The 16487-nt window shown below is 68.5% G+C and carries 15 protein-coding genes and 1 pseudogene; 8 read left to right on the top strand and 8 right to left on the bottom strand.

Annotation, left to right across the window (positions count from 1 at the left end):
* Positions 1 to 21: 21 nt before the first annotated feature.
* The 4 genes and pseudogenes from FPZ41_RS02825 to FPZ41_RS02815 all read right to left on the bottom strand — a co-directional run bounded on the left by FPZ41_RS02825 (position 22) and on the right by FPZ41_RS02815 (position 2173).
* Entirely contained in the window at positions 22 to 555 is a 534-nt protein-coding gene (locus FPZ41_RS02825; RefSeq protein ID WP_152858748.1) for a DinB family protein, read from the bottom strand.
* A gap of 5 nt (positions 556 to 560) precedes the next feature.
* The gene (locus FPZ41_RS46840; protein ID WP_322619754.1) at positions 561 to 1439 is read right to left on the bottom strand and encodes a flavin monoamine oxidase family protein; all 879 of its coding nucleotides are present in this window, start codon (positions 1437 to 1439) and stop codon (positions 561 to 563) included.
* Positions 1339 to 1551, bottom strand: a pseudogene (locus FPZ41_RS50135) (FAD-binding protein); the annotation flags it as partial. The gene FPZ41_RS46840 and the pseudogene FPZ41_RS50135, both read right to left, overlap by 101 nt.
* A 43-nt stretch (positions 1552 to 1594) precedes the next feature.
* Positions 1595 to 2173, bottom strand: coding sequence for a zinc-binding dehydrogenase (locus tag FPZ41_RS02815; protein ID WP_322619753.1), 579 nt, complete (start codon positions 2171 to 2173; stop codon positions 1595 to 1597).
* A gap of 4 nt (positions 2174 to 2177) precedes the next feature.
* Between FPZ41_RS02815 and FPZ41_RS02810 the strand changes: the two genes are divergently transcribed.
* Both FPZ41_RS02810 and FPZ41_RS02805 read left to right on the top strand, forming a co-directional pair.
* Complete coding sequence (locus FPZ41_RS02810) at positions 2178 to 2774, top strand: SDR family NAD(P)-dependent oxidoreductase (protein WP_152858743.1); 597 nt, start codon at positions 2178 to 2180, stop codon at positions 2772 to 2774.
* Between the two features lie 382 nt (positions 2775 to 3156).
* Entirely contained in the window at positions 3157 to 4632 is a 1476-nt protein-coding gene (locus FPZ41_RS02805; RefSeq protein ID WP_152858740.1) for a dihydrolipoyl dehydrogenase family protein, read from the top strand.
* A gap of 89 nt (positions 4633 to 4721) precedes the next feature.
* Here FPZ41_RS02805 and FPZ41_RS02800 read toward each other — a convergent pair whose 3' ends face one another.
* Positions 4722 to 5186 carry a nitroreductase/quinone reductase family protein gene (locus FPZ41_RS02800; protein ID WP_152858737.1) on the bottom strand — a complete coding sequence of 155 codons (465 nt, stop codon included), beginning with the start codon at positions 5184 to 5186 and terminating at the stop codon, positions 4722 to 4724.
* Positions 5187 to 5372: 186 nt separating this feature from the next.
* Positions 5373 to 6446: an alkene reductase gene (locus tag FPZ41_RS02795; RefSeq protein ID WP_152858893.1), complete on the bottom strand. Its 1074-nt coding sequence runs from the start codon at positions 6444 to 6446 to the stop codon at positions 5373 to 5375.
* A gap of 270 nt (positions 6447 to 6716) precedes the next feature.
* Here FPZ41_RS02795 and FPZ41_RS02790 point away from each other — a divergent pair, with 270 nt between their 5' ends.
* The 4 genes from FPZ41_RS02790 to FPZ41_RS02775 all read left to right on the top strand — a co-directional run bounded on the left by FPZ41_RS02790 (position 6717) and on the right by FPZ41_RS02775 (position 8755).
* On the top strand, positions 6717 to 7175 hold the full coding sequence (locus FPZ41_RS02790; protein WP_152858734.1) for a MarR family winged helix-turn-helix transcriptional regulator: 459 nt from the start codon (positions 6717 to 6719) through the stop codon (positions 7173 to 7175).
* Positions 7176 to 7690: 515 nt separating this feature from the next.
* Positions 7691 to 8014: a carboxymuconolactone decarboxylase family protein gene (locus FPZ41_RS02785; protein ID WP_152858732.1), complete on the top strand. Its 324-nt coding sequence runs from the start codon at positions 7691 to 7693 to the stop codon at positions 8012 to 8014.
* Between the two features lie 73 nt (positions 8015 to 8087).
* The gene (locus FPZ41_RS02780) at positions 8088 to 8267 is read left to right on the top strand and encodes a hypothetical protein (protein ID WP_194235964.1); all 180 of its coding nucleotides are present in this window, start codon (positions 8088 to 8090) and stop codon (positions 8265 to 8267) included.
* A gap of 74 nt (positions 8268 to 8341) precedes the next feature.
* Positions 8342 to 8755 carry a (R)-mandelonitrile lyase gene (locus tag FPZ41_RS02775; protein WP_152858729.1) on the top strand — a complete coding sequence of 138 codons (414 nt, stop codon included), beginning with the start codon at positions 8342 to 8344 and terminating at the stop codon, positions 8753 to 8755.
* 201 nt (positions 8756 to 8956) lie between these two features.
* Here FPZ41_RS02775 and FPZ41_RS02770 read toward each other — a convergent pair whose 3' ends face one another.
* Positions 8957 to 10462 (bottom strand): CATRA conflict system CASPASE/TPR repeat-associated protein, encoded by a 1506-nt coding sequence (locus tag FPZ41_RS02770; RefSeq protein ID WP_152858726.1) that lies wholly within the window; start codon positions 10460 to 10462, stop codon positions 8957 to 8959.
* Entirely contained in the window at positions 10452 to 10829 is a 378-nt protein-coding gene (locus FPZ41_RS02765) for a CATRA system-associated protein (RefSeq protein WP_152858723.1), read from the bottom strand. The genes FPZ41_RS02770 and FPZ41_RS02765 overlap by 11 nt, the downstream gene beginning before the upstream one ends.
* A 98-nt stretch (positions 10830 to 10927) precedes the next feature.
* Between FPZ41_RS02765 and FPZ41_RS02760 the strand changes: the two genes are divergently transcribed.
* Together FPZ41_RS02760 and FPZ41_RS02755 are read left to right on the top strand one after the other, a co-directional pair.
* Positions 10928 to 14851 (top strand): CHAT domain-containing protein, encoded by a 3924-nt coding sequence (locus tag FPZ41_RS02760; RefSeq protein ID WP_152858720.1) that lies wholly within the window; start codon positions 10928 to 10930, stop codon positions 14849 to 14851.
* A gap of 365 nt (positions 14852 to 15216) precedes the next feature.
* Positions 15217 to 16482 carry an alginate lyase family protein gene (locus tag FPZ41_RS02755; RefSeq protein WP_152858717.1) on the top strand — a complete coding sequence of 422 codons (1266 nt, stop codon included), beginning with the start codon at positions 15217 to 15219 and terminating at the stop codon, positions 16480 to 16482.
* Positions 16483 to 16487: the final 5 nt, after the last annotated feature.

The raw sequence follows: 16487 nt of genomic DNA, 5'->3' as shown, positions 1-16487 counted from the left end.
TGCTCGTCGGACGAGCGAGGCTCAGGCGAGGGGGCTGAGGACGAGGTATCCGTCCAGGCGGGTGACCTGGCTGGTCTCCGGGTCGGGCGGCAGAGGGTGACCGAGAGCCTCTGAGCGGACTTCCCCGATCCACTGGTCGTGCTGGTATTCGTGGTTGATCAGGGCGACCAGCAGGTGAGTCCCGACGACGCTGAGCTGGTCAGGGGCCTTGACCCGTCCGCCGACGATGTCGCCGAGGCGTGCGTGGACGCGTTCGGCGACGGTGTCGCGGAACACGGTGAGCCGTTCGATGGTGGGCAGTGCTCCCCGGAACTGCTCGGGCTGTGCGGAGTCCATGATGGCGTCCAGCGCGGGGTCGGGGCTGGGCTCCGCCGCGGTCAGGTTGCGGATCATGAAGTGTGCGACGTGCGCCTGGTGGCCCAGGTGCCAGCCGATGGCGCTGGAGTTCTCGTGCGGGCGCCAGACGACCTCGTCCGGGCTGAGGTCCTTCCACAGTTCGTCCGTGTAGGCGCGGGCTCGGTCGTACTCCCGCAGGAGTGCTTCTACTTCGTACATGGAGGTCACCTGTGTGTGATCGGAGTGGGAGTCTGACGGGGGACGGTGGGTTCGGAGGTGGCCGCGGTCAGGACGGCACGGACCGCGCGCTCGCCGCCGGCCAGGGCACCTTCGATGTGACCGGCGTGTTCGGCGGCCGCGGTCTCTGTCGACGCCCAGTGCAAGCGTCCTCCGAGAGCCGGCTGCCGGTACAGCGCGTGCCCGAGGAGGCTGTAGTCGTTGAGGCGTTCCACCCCGGGCGGTGACGTCCACTGCTCGGCGCTCCAATCCTGGACGTACAACGCGTCGGGGTGCGCCGCCGTCGGGCCGAACAACTCGGTGAGCTGGTCGGTCACGGCCAGGCGGAAGCCGGGGCCGCCGGCGCTAGCAGGGGCGAACCCGAACAGAGCCGCCGGCCTGCCATGCGGGCCCGACATGTCGTGCACCTCCTGCAGCGATCCGGTCCGTGAGAACGCCGCACCGGCAAGACCCTGAGCGCGCCGGAACGCCTCGCGATACACCGCGACGACCTTGATCACAGCCCCCATCCAGACGGGGGTGGCACGGGCAGGACCGACGAGCTCGGAGGGAAGAGCGCCCCCGAAGTCGATGCGGGCAAGGGCCAGAGCGGGCGGCACGGCGAGCACCACGTAGGCGGCGTGGTGAACCGTGTCGACGGTGTGCACGGCCATGCCTCCGTCGGCGACACCGATGCCGGTCACTGGGGAACTCAGACGCAGTGTTCCTGCGGGCAGCGCGGCAGCGAGGTGGTCGGTCAGTGCATCGGCGCCCGCGGTGTAACGATGGGCTGGGCCGTCGACGGGGTTGCCCGGCAACCTGCGGGTGCCGCTTGCGTCCTGGTAGAGGGCGCTGCCGGCAGTGTGCTGAGGAAAGCCGACGGTCACGCGCTTCCAGGCACAACGTGTCGTATCCGGCGCCGATCAGGGCGGTCGCCGCGGCCAGTCCCGCGGCGCCCGCGCCGATCACGACGACGGAACGCTCGTCAGGGTGTGGCATGCGCGCCTTCCTTTCATCTCTGGTCGCGGCTGGGCGTCTGTGCTCAGAGCAGACGGAATGGTAGGCATGGCGGTCTGATCGCCCCAGTGCCGTTGTGTCGTGCCAGGGCGGTGCGTGGACGGGAGCCAGGACGAAGCTTGTCCAGAGGCAGTTGCAGCGGGGTGCCGTCGAAGCCGACGACGGTGAGGCAGCCGTGTGGCACCAGGCCGTCGACGAGGCCTGCCAGCGGCTTACTGCTGGCGGCGGTGGACAGGATCAACCGACAGCCCCCCATGTCGCGCAGCGCCTGTCCGGCGTCTTCCTGGGAGGAGTCGATGTAACGGTGGGCCCCGAGTTCCAGGGCATCCTTCCGCTTGTCCTCGCCCCGGGCGATGGCCACGGCCTCGAAACCCATGGCCGCCGCGAACTGCACGGCCAGGTGGCCGAGGCCGCCGATTCCCAGGACGGCCACCCGGTCGCCAGGCTCGGCTCCGCTGCAGCGCAGCGCGTTGAACGTGGTGACTCCCGCGCATCCGAAGGGTGCGGCCTCCGCCATGGAACGCCCCTCCGGAATGCGGATCAGGGCGTTGGCCGGAACGGTGATCGTCGTCGCCCAGCCGCCGGGGTAGCCCGGCGAGGTCACCGCCCTGACGGCCGACCTCAACGACCCCGAAGCCGTTGAGGGTCTGCGCAGCATCCTCAACGACGAGCACGCCGACGCCGGCCTCCTCGTCAACGCTGCCGGCGTCTTCGCACCCAAGCGCTTCCTGGAGCACACGGCCGAAGACTACGACCGCTACCAAGCACTCAACCGGGCCTTCTTCTTCATCACCCAGACCGTCACCGGCAACATGATCACCCGTGGCACGAAGGGATCGGTGGTCAACATCGGTTCCATGTGGGCCCACCAGGCCATCGCGGCGACGCCGTCCTCGGCGTATTCGATGGCGAAGGCCGGTCTGCACTCGCTCACTCAGCACCTGGCCATGGAACTCGCCCCCAACGGCATCCGGGTCAACGCGGTCGCTCCCGCCGTGGTGCGTACCCCCATCTACGAGGAGTTCATCCCCAAGGGAGAGGTCGACACCGCCCTGGACGGGTTCAACGACTTCCACCCGCTCGGCCGTACAGGTACTCCGGACGACGTCGCCACCGCTGTGACGTTCCTGCTGTCGGATCAGGCAGGCTGGGTGACCGGCGCGGTCTGGGACGTCGACGGCGGAGTCATGGCCGGCCGTAGCTGACCCTCTCCTTCTCCTGGGCGACGGGCGTGCGCACCCATGGGGGCAGCCTGCGGCCCGAACAGCTACGGCGGTTGCCGACTGACGTTGCCCTGAGGCACGAGTGGCGCTGCTGTGGCAGAGCAGTATCGTGGAGGAAACTCTTCGGCGCGCGCACCCCGCATGGCAGGGGCTTCCACAACAACTCTGCTCCGGTGCTCACACAACCCCCACCAGGTGCTTCGTAGGCGCACCCCCACGCCCAGACGGGACTCGTGGCCACAGGCGACGCGCACAACTGCCAGAAGGGACCGTGACCTGAACTGACCGCCCGCCGCCCTCGTACGCCCCATTCCATGAGGCACAGGCAGGTGAAGGGCACTGAGCGGTGATGGGAGGGATACGCATGGCCGCGACTGTGGATCCGGACCGCTCAACGTGGGATGTCATCGTTCTGGGTGGTGCCGCTGCCGGTGAGAACGCCGCTCAGTACGCAAGCCAGTTCTCCGGCCTGTCTTCGGTGATTGTTGAGAACAGCCTGCTTGGGGGCGAATGCTCTTACTGGGCCTGCATGCCCAGCAAGGCACTGCTGCGGCCGGTCGAGGTCGTGGACTCGGCTGAGCATCTGCCGGGATTGTCAGCCCGCCTGGAGGCCCCCGGGGTTCTCGCACGACGTGACCGTGTGATCAATCAACTGAACGACAGCTCGCAAATATCCTGGGCCCTCTCCACCGGTATCGACGTCGTCCGCGGTTACGGACGGCTGGCGGGCGAGCGCACAGTGGTTGTGGTCCGCCCGGACGGTTCAACCACGACGCTGACCGCCAACCATGCCGTGGTCATCGACACGGGCTCCCGCCCGGCCGTGCCGGACGTTCCCGGATTACGTGCAGCTCTGCCATGGACGTCGCGCGACGTGACCACGATGCGTGAGGTGCCACGTCGGGTGATCGTCCAGGGCGGCGGCGTGGTCGCCTGTGAGTCGGCAACCTGGCTGCGCGGGCTGGGAGCGAGCGAGGTGTCGATCGTGTATCGCGACGACCGGCTGCTGGCCCGGCAGGAACCCTTCGCAGGCGCACTCGTCGGCCAGGCCCTGCAGGACAGTGGCGTGCAGTTGTACCCGAGGCTCAACCTGTCTCAGGTCAAGCGGGCCGATCCCCGTGACACCGGGCACGGTCGCATTCATGGCGGGGAAGTCAGCGTGACGCTCGACGACGGCACGATCATGGTCGCCGACGAGGTCGTCGTAGCCACCGGGCGCATCCCGAACACCGACGACATCGGTCTCGACACCGTGGGCCTCCACCCCGGCGGATACCTCTCTGTCGACGACCATCAGTGCCTGCGGCAGGTGAACGGCAGCTGGCTGTACGCCATCGGCGACGCGTGCGGCCGCGCACTGCTGACGCACATGGGCAAGTACCAGGCCCGTATCGCCGGAGAGGTGATCGCCGCACGCGCACAAGGCTCCGCCGAACTGCCCTCTTCCGCCGTCGGACACATCGGGCTGCCCCAAGTCGTCTTCACCAACCCTGAGGTCGGCAGCGCCGGAATGACCGAACAGCAGGCACGAGACGCCGGTTTGGACGTGGAAACCGTCGAGTACGACCTCGCCGCACTCGCCGGAACCTACGTCATGCGCGCGGACTACCGAGGTCTTGCCAAGCTTGTCGTCGACCGCACCGACGACGTGGTGGTGGGAGCCACCTTCGTCGGCGCCGGCATCGCCGAACTCGTGCACTCGGCGACCACAGCGATCGTGGGCCGGATTCCTGTTTCCACCCTGTGGCACATCGTCCCCAGCTATCCGACGGCCAGCGAGATCTGGCTCCGGCTTCTGGAGACCCTCCGCTCGAAGCGGCGTACGGGCGACGAGAGATGAGTCGGCCCCTGGGCACGGCATGAGCCGTGAGAGCCGTAGCACTTCGCTCACCACACAGGCCGACCCACGCCTCACCCAGGACACGAGGCCTAAGCGGAGCGCGGGGTGAGGCGGATGACGGGCAGCTCACGGTCGGTCTTGTTCTGGTACGCGGCGAAGCGTGCCGACGAGTCGGCGATCTTCTGCCAGGCACGTGCGCGTTCTTCGCCATGGAGTTGTTCGGCGGTGACGGGCACGGTTCGGCCGTCGATGGTGATCTGCGCCTTGTCGGGGTGGGCGGCCAGGTTGTAGTACCAGGCGGGGTTCTTCGGGGCTCCGTTGGCCGAGGCCACGATGAGCCAGCTTCCGCTGTCGCCGGGGAACCAGCACACCGGGGAGACACGTGGCTCTCCGCTCTTCTTCCCCAGAGTCGTCAGGACGAGAGCATCCAGGCCTCCGAGCATCTTCCCGCCGCCCTTGCGGAGGATGCGCCGCATGGTCAGCTTGTTCAGCCAGCGCACCGCGGTGCCAGGCTGCCGGGCTCCGTAGGTGCCGGGTCGAGAGGTGAAGGTCATGGTGTCTCCGGATGTCATGCCGAGGGATTTACTTGTTCGGACAATTATGCGGGCCGCCTGCCGCGCAGAAGTGCGACGACGGACCGGCACGGCAGGCTGCGGGTATGACTGCGCGAGGGTGCACCACGGGTGCGGGTGCCCTTGTCCTGGGCACCCGCACCCGGGCGGTGTCAGCCGGGGACGGGGTCAGCCGAGGGTGGTGTAGTCGGTGTAGCCGCGGTGATCGCCACCGAAGGAGGTGGCACGGTCCGGGGTGTTGAAGGGGCCGCCGACGGCGAGGCGGGCGGGGAGGTCGGGGTTGGCCAGGAAGAGGGCCCCGTAGGCGATCAGGTCGGCGGTGCCGTCCTCGATGAGCGACAGGGCATCGGGGCCCGTGGGCTCCGTCCCCGTGAAGGGGTTGAGGACGAAGGTGCCCGGCCACGCCTTGCGCAGCCGCAGGACCAGGTCGCGAACGCCGGGGGCCTCCATCTGGTGCAGGTACGCCAGAGAGAGCGGGGCGAGGTCCTCCACGAGGGCGGCGTAGGTGGCCTCGACGTCCGTCGGGTCGCTCTCGTCGATGTCGTTGTAGGGGTTGGCGGGCGAGATACGGAAGCCGACCTTGTCGGCGCCGATGGCCTCGGCCACCGCCTTCGCGGTCTCGACGGCGAAGCGGATCCTCCGCTCGGGGCTGCCGCCCCAGGCGTCGGAGCGCTGGTTGGAGTTCGGGGCGAGGAACTGGTGGATGAGGTAGCCGTTCGCGCCATGCAGTTCCACACCGTCGAAGCCGGCCTCGACTGCGTTGCGCGCCGCGGCGGCGAAGTCCGCGATCGTCTCCGTGATCTCCGCATCGGTCAGTTCGTACGGCGTGACGAAGTCCTGCGGCCCTTCCTGTGTGTACACCTGGCCCGCGGCCCTGACCGCGGAGGGGCCGACCGGCGTGAGGCCCATCAGGCTCGGGTGGCCGACGCGTCCGGTGTGCATCAACTGGAGGAAGATCCTGCCGCCTTCGGCGTGCACGGCGTCGGTGACCTTGCGCCAGGCCGCGACCTGCTCGGCGGAGTGGATACCGGGGGTGTCCGGGTAGCCCTGACCGACGACAGACGGCTGCGTGCCCTCGGTGACGATCAGCCCGGCGCTCGCGCGCTGCGCGTAGTAGGTGGCCATCAGATCGGTGGGGCTCTGCCCGGGGCCGTACGCGCGACTGCGGGTCATGGGAGCCATCACGATGCGGTTGGCGAGCCGGAGGCCGCCGAGGTCGTGGGGGTCGAAGACCGTGGTCATGATCGAGTCCTGTTCGAATCGGTTACGCGGCATCACACAATGCCATTACTTGCTCGAACAGGTAAATCGCATCGACGATTCCCGAGCGAATGTGAGCTGCGTCACTTCTGCACTCGTCGTTCCTAGTGAACGCGAACGAAAACAGAAAGAGGGTCGGCGGTAGAATCCACCTGTTCAGGCAGTGACTCGGGAAGGGCGTGAGGCCACGTGGCGAAGGCTTCGGGAGTCGAATCGGCCGCCGAGTCCCCTACGGACCTCGCGTGCCCCCCGATGCCGCCCTCGGTTCAGGCCGGGGCCATGACCCACGCCATCTTCCGCGTGGCCCGCCTCCACCGGCTGCTCGCCGCACAACTTCTGCGGCGCGTGGGACTGCATCCGGGCCAGGAGCTCGTGATGATGCAGCTGTGGGATCTCGGCCCACAACGGCAGACGGACCTCGTGCGTCTGCTCGGCTCGGACGCCGCCACCATGACCCGTACGGTCAAGCGGCTGGAGAACGCCGGCTTCGTCCGCCGCCGTCCCAGCGAGACCGACAAGCGCGCCACCATCATCGAACCGACCATCGCCAGCCTCGCCCTGCGCAAAGAAGTCGAGCTTGTGTGGGCGGAACTCGAGAACAGCGTCGCCGCCGGCCTGGCCGCAGAGGAACAGGACAACATGATCCGCGTACTGGACCGGATCGAGGACAAGCTCAACCAGGCGGTCGGACGCCAAACGCCCCTGGCGTGACACCGCGGCCCGCCAGGCGGGTTGGCATGAGGTATGCCGCCGTCACGCTGTCGCAGCCCTCCGCACCGGGCAGACGAGCACGCGGAGGAAGAAAACGGTGGGCGCCCTGGCCGACAGCCGAGGATCTGCGGACCGAGAACGAGGCTCCGCGAGGAGGCTACGAGCTCGCGGACGGTGCACCGCGGCGCCGGGACGGGTGCACCGCTCCTTGGCGGCCATTGCCATAGTGCGTTCGCGACGACGCCGAGGACTTTCCCGGAGGCTCCGGCGAAGTGTCCGCTCAGTGATCACGCATCCCGGGCTGGGCGGCCTGGTGCATGTGCGTGCGGGGGGGGTCTGTCAGTACCTGTAACGGCAGACCCTTCTCCACCTTGTTGACCTGCGGTTTCCTCGACAGTGGCAGTAGTTGAGGCCGTCGGGTGTCACCGGATTCGAGGCAGCGGCGGCTGCCGCAAGCCCGGCTTGGCCACACAGTGGGTCTTACCGGTTCGTACCGTTTTGATCGAGGAGTTCCCATGCCGCAGCAATCCGCACCCCAGGAGCTTGCCGAGATCGCGCCGAAGCTGGTCGAGGTCACCAACAACGTCCTCTTCTCCGATGTCTGGGAGCGCCCCGGGCTGTCCCCGCGGGACCGCAGCCTGGTCACGGTGAGCGTGCTGTCCGCCCTGTATCGCAGCGAGCAGCTCGGCTACCACCTGGGGGTGGCCCTGGACAACGGCCTGAGTGTCGAGGAGCTGTCCGAGGCGATCACGCACCTGGCCTTCTACGCGGGCTGGCCCAACGCGATGAGCGCGATCAACCAGCTCAAGAAGATCACCGACGAGCGCACCGCAGCCTGAACCCATCTCCCATTTACCTCACGGATCTCCCCCAGTACCTCCCCCCAGTACCTCATGGAGCGCGATACCCCTCATGCGCAAGGTCTTCTTCGTCACCGGCGCCGGAGTCGCCGGCCTGGAGCAGCCGCCGCAGCGGTTCGTCGCCGGCGACGACTGCCTCGAAGCCGTCGAGGCCAAGGCCAGGCAACTCCTCGCACAGGTTGATGCCTCACGCGAGCTGGGCACGAACCTCGCCCACGCGAACGCCTCCTGACGCCGGTCCCGCCGTCCTCCGCCGGTCCACGTCCGCCGACCCACCGTCATCCAGCCCGTTCAAGGAAAAGAGCCATGGAACACATCACCGACACCCCCACCCTCAAGGCCCCGGCCGAGCGCTTCACCGGCAATGTCTACCTCAACATGATCGAGGCCCCCGCAGAGCCGTCGCGCCTGGCCGCCGGTCTGGTGCGCTTCACACCGGGCGCCCGCACCAACTGGCACTCCCACGCCCTGGGTCAGGTTCTGTACATCACCGACGGCGTCGGCCTGGTCGGCACCCGCGACGGCAAGGCCATCCGGGTCAGCGCCGGTGAGATCGTCAAGTGCCCGGCGGGAGAAGAGCACTGGCACGGCGCCACCGACACCAACCTCATGGCCCACATCGCCCTCGTGGTCGGTGACGGCACCGGCGACGGCACCACCTGGCTGGAGCCGGTCACCGACGAGCAGTACAGCACCGCCCTCGCCACCACCGACGACTGACCACGACAGCGCAACGGCTCCCCGACCGAAGGGGGCCCGTCCTCGGTGGTGTCGCAGGTCTCGACGAGGATGTCGTCCTCATGGCCGTGCTCGCGCATGATCGTCTCGTAGGCCGGCTGCGGATGTCGACGACGGCTGCGTGGTTGCCCGCGACGTGGGCGATCCGGCGGTGGCCGCCGCAGACGGCTTCTCACCCCAGCCTCATGCGCCGCGCGATGTGCGTAGCCAGTCCGCCAGTAGTGCGGCAAGCCCCAGGAGCACGGCGCAGCTACCACTCACCGCGGGCGTGGCCGATGCGTCGGCCAGGAGATGGGCCCCCACCGATGCGCCCAGCCAGCCTGTCGCCGCACCCACGCTGAGCAGAGACAGTTGATCGAACCAAGTCGGCCGGCGATTCCCACCGTCCGCACGTCGCCAGCGGAGCAATTGCACAGGCAGCAACAGGGCCAGTACAGAGAGCCAGGTGATCAGCGGCGCGTGCAGGGAACCGGGCAGCGGCAGACGGTAGTCCAGGGTCTGAACGGCGGCAAGCGCCATGAGCAGGGAGCCGAGCACCGCGCCCTGGATGACGGTCGTACGCTGCTGATGGAGGTGCAGACGCTGCTGCACTATCACTGCCGCGGTGCGGGTGATTTCGTCTGCTTCCTGCTTGACCGATTCCGCGTGGGAGATGTCGTCGTCGAGGAGGGCGATGAGGCCGCGGCCCAACTCTCGTTCGCCGCCGGTGTCGTTGACAGGATCGGGTGGGAGAAGCTCGGCCATCGTGTCGACTGTGATCCGTACCGAGTGCCGCATTTCGCGGAGGTCCCGCAGCGCCTGGTTGAGCCCTTGGTCGCCCACGTACAGCGCGCTGATGGCGGCCTCAGCCATGAGCAGGTCGTCCGGTCCCGCCTCGTTGGCCAGCACTTCGCCGCACAGTTCCGCCAATCGCTGAGAGGCAACTGACAGGCGCTGACACAGGGCATGGAAGCTGTGTTGGTGTGCACGGTGTACCGAGGCCTGGTGGTGCAGGCGTGCCGCACCCTCCAGATAGCGGGTGAACGGAGCCGAAGCCCCGGTGCGGTGAACGTGCCAGGTCCAGGCGTCGAAGGCGTCCTCCCGCGCGGCAGGCCCCACCGCGACTGCCTCCCACACGAATGGAGCCTGCCCGGGAGGGTCGGAGTACAGGATCAGGTAGTTGTCGGAGGTCCGTCGCCATGTCCCGTCCAGCGATGCGGCCGGTGAGGGTACAGAGGCAAGGAGCCGGCTCAGACCGCCGGTGCCGTGCCCGGCGCGCCGACCGTCGAGCGCTCGGTAGATGTAGGCGGTGCCGAGGACGGTCTGTTCGGGAAGGGGCGGCGCTGCGGCCTCCCAACGGGAGCGCAGATCGCTCCAGGAGACGTCGGGGGTGGGGAACAGCACCACCGTGATGCCGATGACGTCATGGCGTACGTAGGCGAAAGCCTGCGCCGGACGCGACCCCGTGCACTGGCGGGCCGCGAGCAGTCGGCGCCCGTTGGCGGGAAGCGACTGGGCGAGGGGCGCCAGTGCGGGCAGGTCGGCGGAGCCGTAGTGGGGTACCGGGTCACGCATGCCGAGCCGGTCGCACATCCGTGACCACATCTGCCCAACGGAGTTGATGCCATTCTCTTCATCCTCGGCGACACGGGCCAGGGATGCGAAGGTGTGGACGATCAGGGCTTGGCCTTCGAAGCGGTTACGTCGCATCGTCGTCCGCGGAGCCGGTCGAATCGGCGGGGGCGTTCGAGCCGGGTGGGGCGGAGGCACCTTCATTCCTCGCCCCGGGTACTCGGATCTGGTGGACCAGCCGGTCGAGCCGGTCTGCCAGCGGGGGCGGAGGCGGCGTCCGGGTGTCCGGCCCGCCGAGCATCCGCATCCTGTCACCCGCGAGCGAATCCTCCAGCGTGTACAGGGCGAGCCGGAGTCGGTCTGCATCCCCGTCGTCCAGAGCACTCTCCAGATCCGCGAGCGTCACCTCCAGCCGCGTCCAGACCGCGGGTTCCGCGAGGGCTGTCCCGGACAGCGTGCCCAGCAGGAAACGTGCGTCTCGCAGGGCGTCCGACCAGTCGCTCACGTGGGCACTCCTCACGTCTCCGGTTGCCGTGAACCGCGTGCAATCATAGGGAAATTACGCCAGACCGTGCACTTGAGTACCGGTGACAGGGGCTGTTCATGGCACACCCGCAGGGCGACCGGGCGACGGCACAGCAGATGGTCGAGGAGGCGGTGGCGAGCTTTGAGAAATGGCAGGGACTGGGCGACCCCGACGCCCTGCGCACCTCCTTACGGCTGTGGTCCGTCCTCGTCGAGGCACTTCCACCCGCCTCCCCCTTCCGGCCGGTCTGCCTCACGGAGCTGGGCCGGGCTCTGCGTGGATGGTTTCAGCTGACCGGAGACCACGCCGCGCTCGACCAGGCGGTCGAGGTGAGCGCGACCGCGGTGAGGGAGACCGAGGCGTTCGGCGACAAGTTCCTTGACGAGCAGCTGTCCAATCTCGCGCTGGCTCACTGGGAGCGCTTCCGGACAAGCCACCGGCTGCCCGACCTGGAAGCGGGTATCGCCGCGGGGCGCCGCAGCATTGCCGCCACTCCCCCAGGGCACGAACGCCGCCCCCTCCGCCGTAACAACCTCTCCCAGATGCTCATGCACAGGCACGAACGTACCGGCGCCCCCGCGCATCTCCGGGAAGCCCTCGACGTCACGCGCGAAGCCGTGGCGGACACGCCCCCGGGCCATCCGAGCGGTGCCCTCACCCGCTTTCACCTCGGGGAGCTCCTGCGGGAGACGTACCGGGAAACGCACGCCATCACCCTTCTCGACGAGTCGATCGACATGGCCCGCAGCGCCGTCGCATTGTCCCAGCCGGGCGCTCCGTTACGCGCCGTGGCCTGGGGAGGGTTGGCCAAGGGGCTGTGGCTCAGGGTCCAGTCGGTGGAGGAGGAGAGCGCTGTGGTCAGCGCCGACCTCGATGACCTGATCGAGTCCGCGCGGCACGCCATGGAACAGGGCGACCCGAACGACCCGGAGCGCGCCGACCATCTCCTCCGCCTCGCCGGTGGATTGCGCCGACGCGGTGAACTCACCGACGATCAGGCGAACCTCGACGAGGCGGTCGCCTGCTACGAGAGCTTTCTCGCGGAGTACCCCCAGCACGACCGCCACAACTCCACGCACGAGGACCTCGCCATCTGCCTCATGCTCCGCCACCATCGGACGAACGACGCCCGCGACCTCCGCACCGCCGTGGACCTGTTGTGTCTCGCAGCCCGCGGCCTGCCGGACTCGTCACCGGCCCTCGCCAGGATGCTGCTCGCTCAGGGGATGGCCCTTTACACGCTCTACGACGAACACATCGCGGAAGCAAGGGACCTGGACGAGGCGGCGGACGTCGTACGGCGAGGCATCTCCCTCTCCGCCGAGGGCAGCGACGCGATCTCCCTCCTGCGGTCGGCCCTCAGCGAGATCCTGCGCTGCCGCTTCGAGGACCGCACTGACGCCGCCGACCTGGAAGCCGCGGTGGCGGCGGCTCTGCGGGCGGAGCGGGACACCCCCGCGAGCGCGCCGTACCGCCCGCTGGTCGTCAACGCGGTCGGTGGCGTACTGCGGGTTCGTGCCCAGCACACCGGAGCCGGGGCCGACTTCACAGCCGCGGTCGACTTCGCACGCGAAAGCGCGCGGGGCACCGGGCTGGGCCGACGTGACAGGGCCATCGCGCTGAACAACCTGGGCAGCGCCCTCCAGGCGCGCTACGAGCATGGCGGCGCGCTCGACGATCTGCACGCGGCCATCGACACCAAACGCGCGGCGACGCGATCCGGCGGGCTCTCCGCCACGCAACGGGCAATGCACCTCAGCGGACTCGGCAACTCGCTGAGAACCCGCTTCGAACACACCGGGGACGCGGCGGACCTGACGGCCTCGATCGACGTCTGCGCGGAGGCCGTACGAACCGTGCGGGCCGGTGACCCGCACCAGGATCGGTACCTCGCGAACCTCAGCCTCGCCCTGGGAACCTCCTACCGCCGCCACGGGCAGCGCGATGATCTCGACAAGGCCGTCGAAACAGCGCGGCTCGCGGTCGAAGCGACACCGCGACGGTCGCATCGGCGACCGATGAACCTGTGCAATCTCGCGATCGTCATCCGTGCCCACTTCTCGGAATCGCAGAACCATGACGATCTGGAAGCCGCGATCCGGGCCATCCGCGAAGCCATCGACGAGGCCTCCGACGACCACCCCGACCAGGCGAAGTTCCTCTCCAACCTCAGCGGGATGCTGCATCAGAGGTACCAGCACACGGGTCAGGACAGCGATCTCGACGAGGCCGTACGCGTGGGCCGTGTCTCCGTCGCACGATGCCCTGCCGATCACGAGAGCCGTGCCAGGTGTCTGGTGATCCTCGGGGATGTCCTCCACGACGCGCGGCGCGTCACCGAGACGATCGACGCCTTCCGGGAAGCCGCCCAGCTCCCCACGGGCCAGCTGAGCGTACGACTCCGTGCGGCACGGAGTTGGGGCGAGGTGGCCTCGGCGGACGAGCGGTGGGAGGAGGCGCAGCGGGGCTACGAGTACGCCATCGAGCTGCTGCCCCAGGCGGCCTGGCACGGTCTGGAACGCGAAGACCGCGAGCACTTTCTGTCCATGGCCAACGGCCTCGCATCGGACGCCGCCGCTGTCGCCATCGAGCGTGGGGACCTCGCACGGGCCGTGGAGCTCCTGGAACAGGGACGTGGTGTCCTGCTGGCGCAGGCTTTCGATGCTCGTACGGACCTGGACGAACTCCGAGCCCTGGACGATGACCTGGCACGGGCCGTCGACGGAGTCCGGCGCCGACTCGACTCAGTGGGCGCCGCCGGAGCCGGTGGAGAGGTGCGTGACGTCTCGGCGGGCCAGGCGGCAGTGGAGTCCCAGCGTCGTCGGGAAGCGGCGGCCGAATGGGACCGCCTCCTGGAGCGGGCCAGGACCCTGGTGCCGGACTTTCTCCGTCCGCGCCCCTTTGCCCGCCTCCGTGAAGCGGCGCGCAACGGTCCGGTCGTCATCGTCAACATCGCCCGTTACCGCTGCGACGCCCTGCTGGTGACCGCCGACGCGGAAGAGTCCCCTCTCCTCGTCCGCTTGGAGCGGATCTCCCGCCCTGTGGTCAACGGCCGGGCGCGAGAGCTGATCACCACGTTGCGTGGGCCCGAGACGACGGCCCCACAAGAGCGGAATAACATCCTCCGGTCCATTCTCGCCTGGCTCTGGAACGACATCACAGCCCCGGTCCTGACCAAGCTGGACCTGCCTGCCCAGCCGGCGGAGGGCCAGGAACCTCGCCTGTGGTGGTGCCCCACCGGCGCCCTGACTCTGCTCCCCCTGCACGCCGCAGGTCTCTACGCCGCACCGGACGACGAGCCGGACACGCCGTCCCCTACCCCGAACAGCAACCTGCTCGACCGCGCCATCTGCTCCTACGCGCCCACGCTTCGCGCACTCTTGGAGGCCGACAGTCGCCCAACCTCCGTCACGACTGAACTGTTGGGCGTCGCCGTGCCCAGCGCTCCAGGAATGACCGAGCTGCGTCACGCTGTATCGGAAATCGGCTCCCTGCGCGAGGAGTTCCCCACGATGACAGCCGTCCTCGGTCCTGAGGCGACTCGTGACACCGTCCTGCAACAGTTGCTTTCCCACAGCTGGCTGCACTTCGCCGGTCACGGATCGCAGTACTCCCTCGTCGGTGCCGCATTGCACTGCACGGACCACGTGATCAGTTTGCGTGAGGTGACCGCACTCCGACTGACCACGGCGGAACTCGCCTTCCTCTCCGCATGCGAAACAGCCAGCGGAGTCGCCCGCCTGGCGGACGAGTTCGCCCACCTGGCCGGCGGGCTCCACATCGCCGGCTTCCGGCATGTGATCGCGACACAGTGGTCCATCAGCGATCTGCGGGCTCCCCAGGTCGCAAGGGACTTCTATCGAGCACTCCAAGCAACTCCGCGCACCACCGATGAAACACTCCACGCGGCCTCTGCCCTCCGCCAGGCGGTCCGCAGGCTCCGAGACGCCCGCCCCGAGGCTCCCACTCTGTGGGCGCCATACCTTCACACCGGTCCCTGACCAGCGCGCGGGCCGGCGGCCCGGGCGGTACGACTGCGATGTAGCAGCACACAGACGGTGGCAAACCGGGCGGGCGGAAGGCTGGGTGCCGTTCGGCGAAGTTCTCGTCGCTTCACAGCCCGTCCGGCCGGTCTCTCACCCAAAGAGGACGATCGCTGCCTTCCTGACGGGGAAGCCCGAAAGTCCCACTCGTGCGCGGCCTCGATGGGCGCTACTGAGTGCCTCCGTGCGCCGGTTTACCACCTACGTAACCAACCAACGCATCCATGAACTTCTGCCAGATGCATTGCAACGGCAATCAGCTGCCCCTACGCTCACGCGGTCTTTCTCATGAACTCCGTTCACATAGATGATTGGAGAGCTTGATGAGTGCAAGACCTCGATTGGTCGCGCTGCTGGTGGCGGTGGCCACCTTCACGGCGGTCCTCCTCCCCACCGCCTCGGCCCACCCGGCGCCGAGGGTCCCCAAGACGACGGTCCTCGACGGCGTGCGGCTCCAGCAGACGAAGCTCCGGCTCGACCGCGGCGATCACCGACTACGACGTACGCTCCAGCAGTTGACCACGCGCGCCGACACCTGGCTCGACAAGGGCCCCTGGACCGTCGTCGACAAGCCGCGGCCCGCGCCCAGTGGTGACGTCCACGACTACCTCAGCCAGGCCCCGTACTGGTGGCCCTCGCAGCCCGCGACCACCGACAACCCCTGGGGCTGCCCGTACGTCCAGCGCGACGGCGAGCGCAACCCGGAGGTCGACACCGGAACCGACCGTCAGGACGTGGAGAAGGTCTTCGACTCCACGTACGACCTCTCCCTCGCCTGGTACTACACCGGGGAACGGAAGTACGCGGAGAAGGCCGCATCGGTGCTGCGCACCTGGTTCCTCGACCCGGCCACCCGGATGAACCCCAACCTGAACCACGCCCAGTTCATCCCCTGCAAGTACGACGGCCGGGCAATCGGCATCATCGACTTCTCGCAGTCCTTCACCAGCGTCCTCGACGCGATCGCGATCCTCAACACGGGGGCACCGGGCTGGACCCGTCAGGACCGTTCAGCGATGCACGCGTGGAACGTCGACTTCCGCGACTGGCTGGCGTACAGCGCCTTCGGCAAGGAGGAAGGCGCCGCGAAGAACAACCACGGCACCTTCTACGACATGCAACTCGCCGCCCTCGCGCATGCGACCGGCGACAAGGCGCTGACGCGCCGGATCGTCCTCGACGCCCGCGCCAAACGTATCGACGCGCAGATCGCCCCGGACGGAGGCCAGCCGCAGGAACTCACCCGGACACGGAGCTGGCACTACTCGACCTTCGCCCTGGTGGCGTACGTACGCTTGGCCGCCGTCGGACGGCACGTGGGCGTGGACCTGTGGTCGTACGAAGGGCCCGACGGGCAGAGCCTGTTCAAGGCGGTCGACTACCTGCTGCCCGCCGCCTCCGGGGCGGCGCCCTGGCCGCATCCGGACCTGGAGTTCCGCCGGTACGCGGCCACCGACGTGGTGCACGCGGCGGCGGACGCCGGAAACCCCGAAGCGCGGGCAGTCGTGGCCCGATTGGAGCCGCCGCCCGGCGGTGACCTCTGGGCTCTGAGGCCCGCGGCTGAGCAGTTGGACTCGATCGCGGGGTGAGCGAT

The organism is Streptomyces acidicola (assembly GCF_009377235.1).
GTDB lineage: Bacteria > Actinomycetota > Actinomycetes > Streptomycetales > Streptomycetaceae > Streptomyces > Streptomyces acidicola.
The sequence above is the reverse complement of the archived record's forward strand: the minus strand, read 5'-3'. Positions and strand labels throughout refer to the sequence as shown.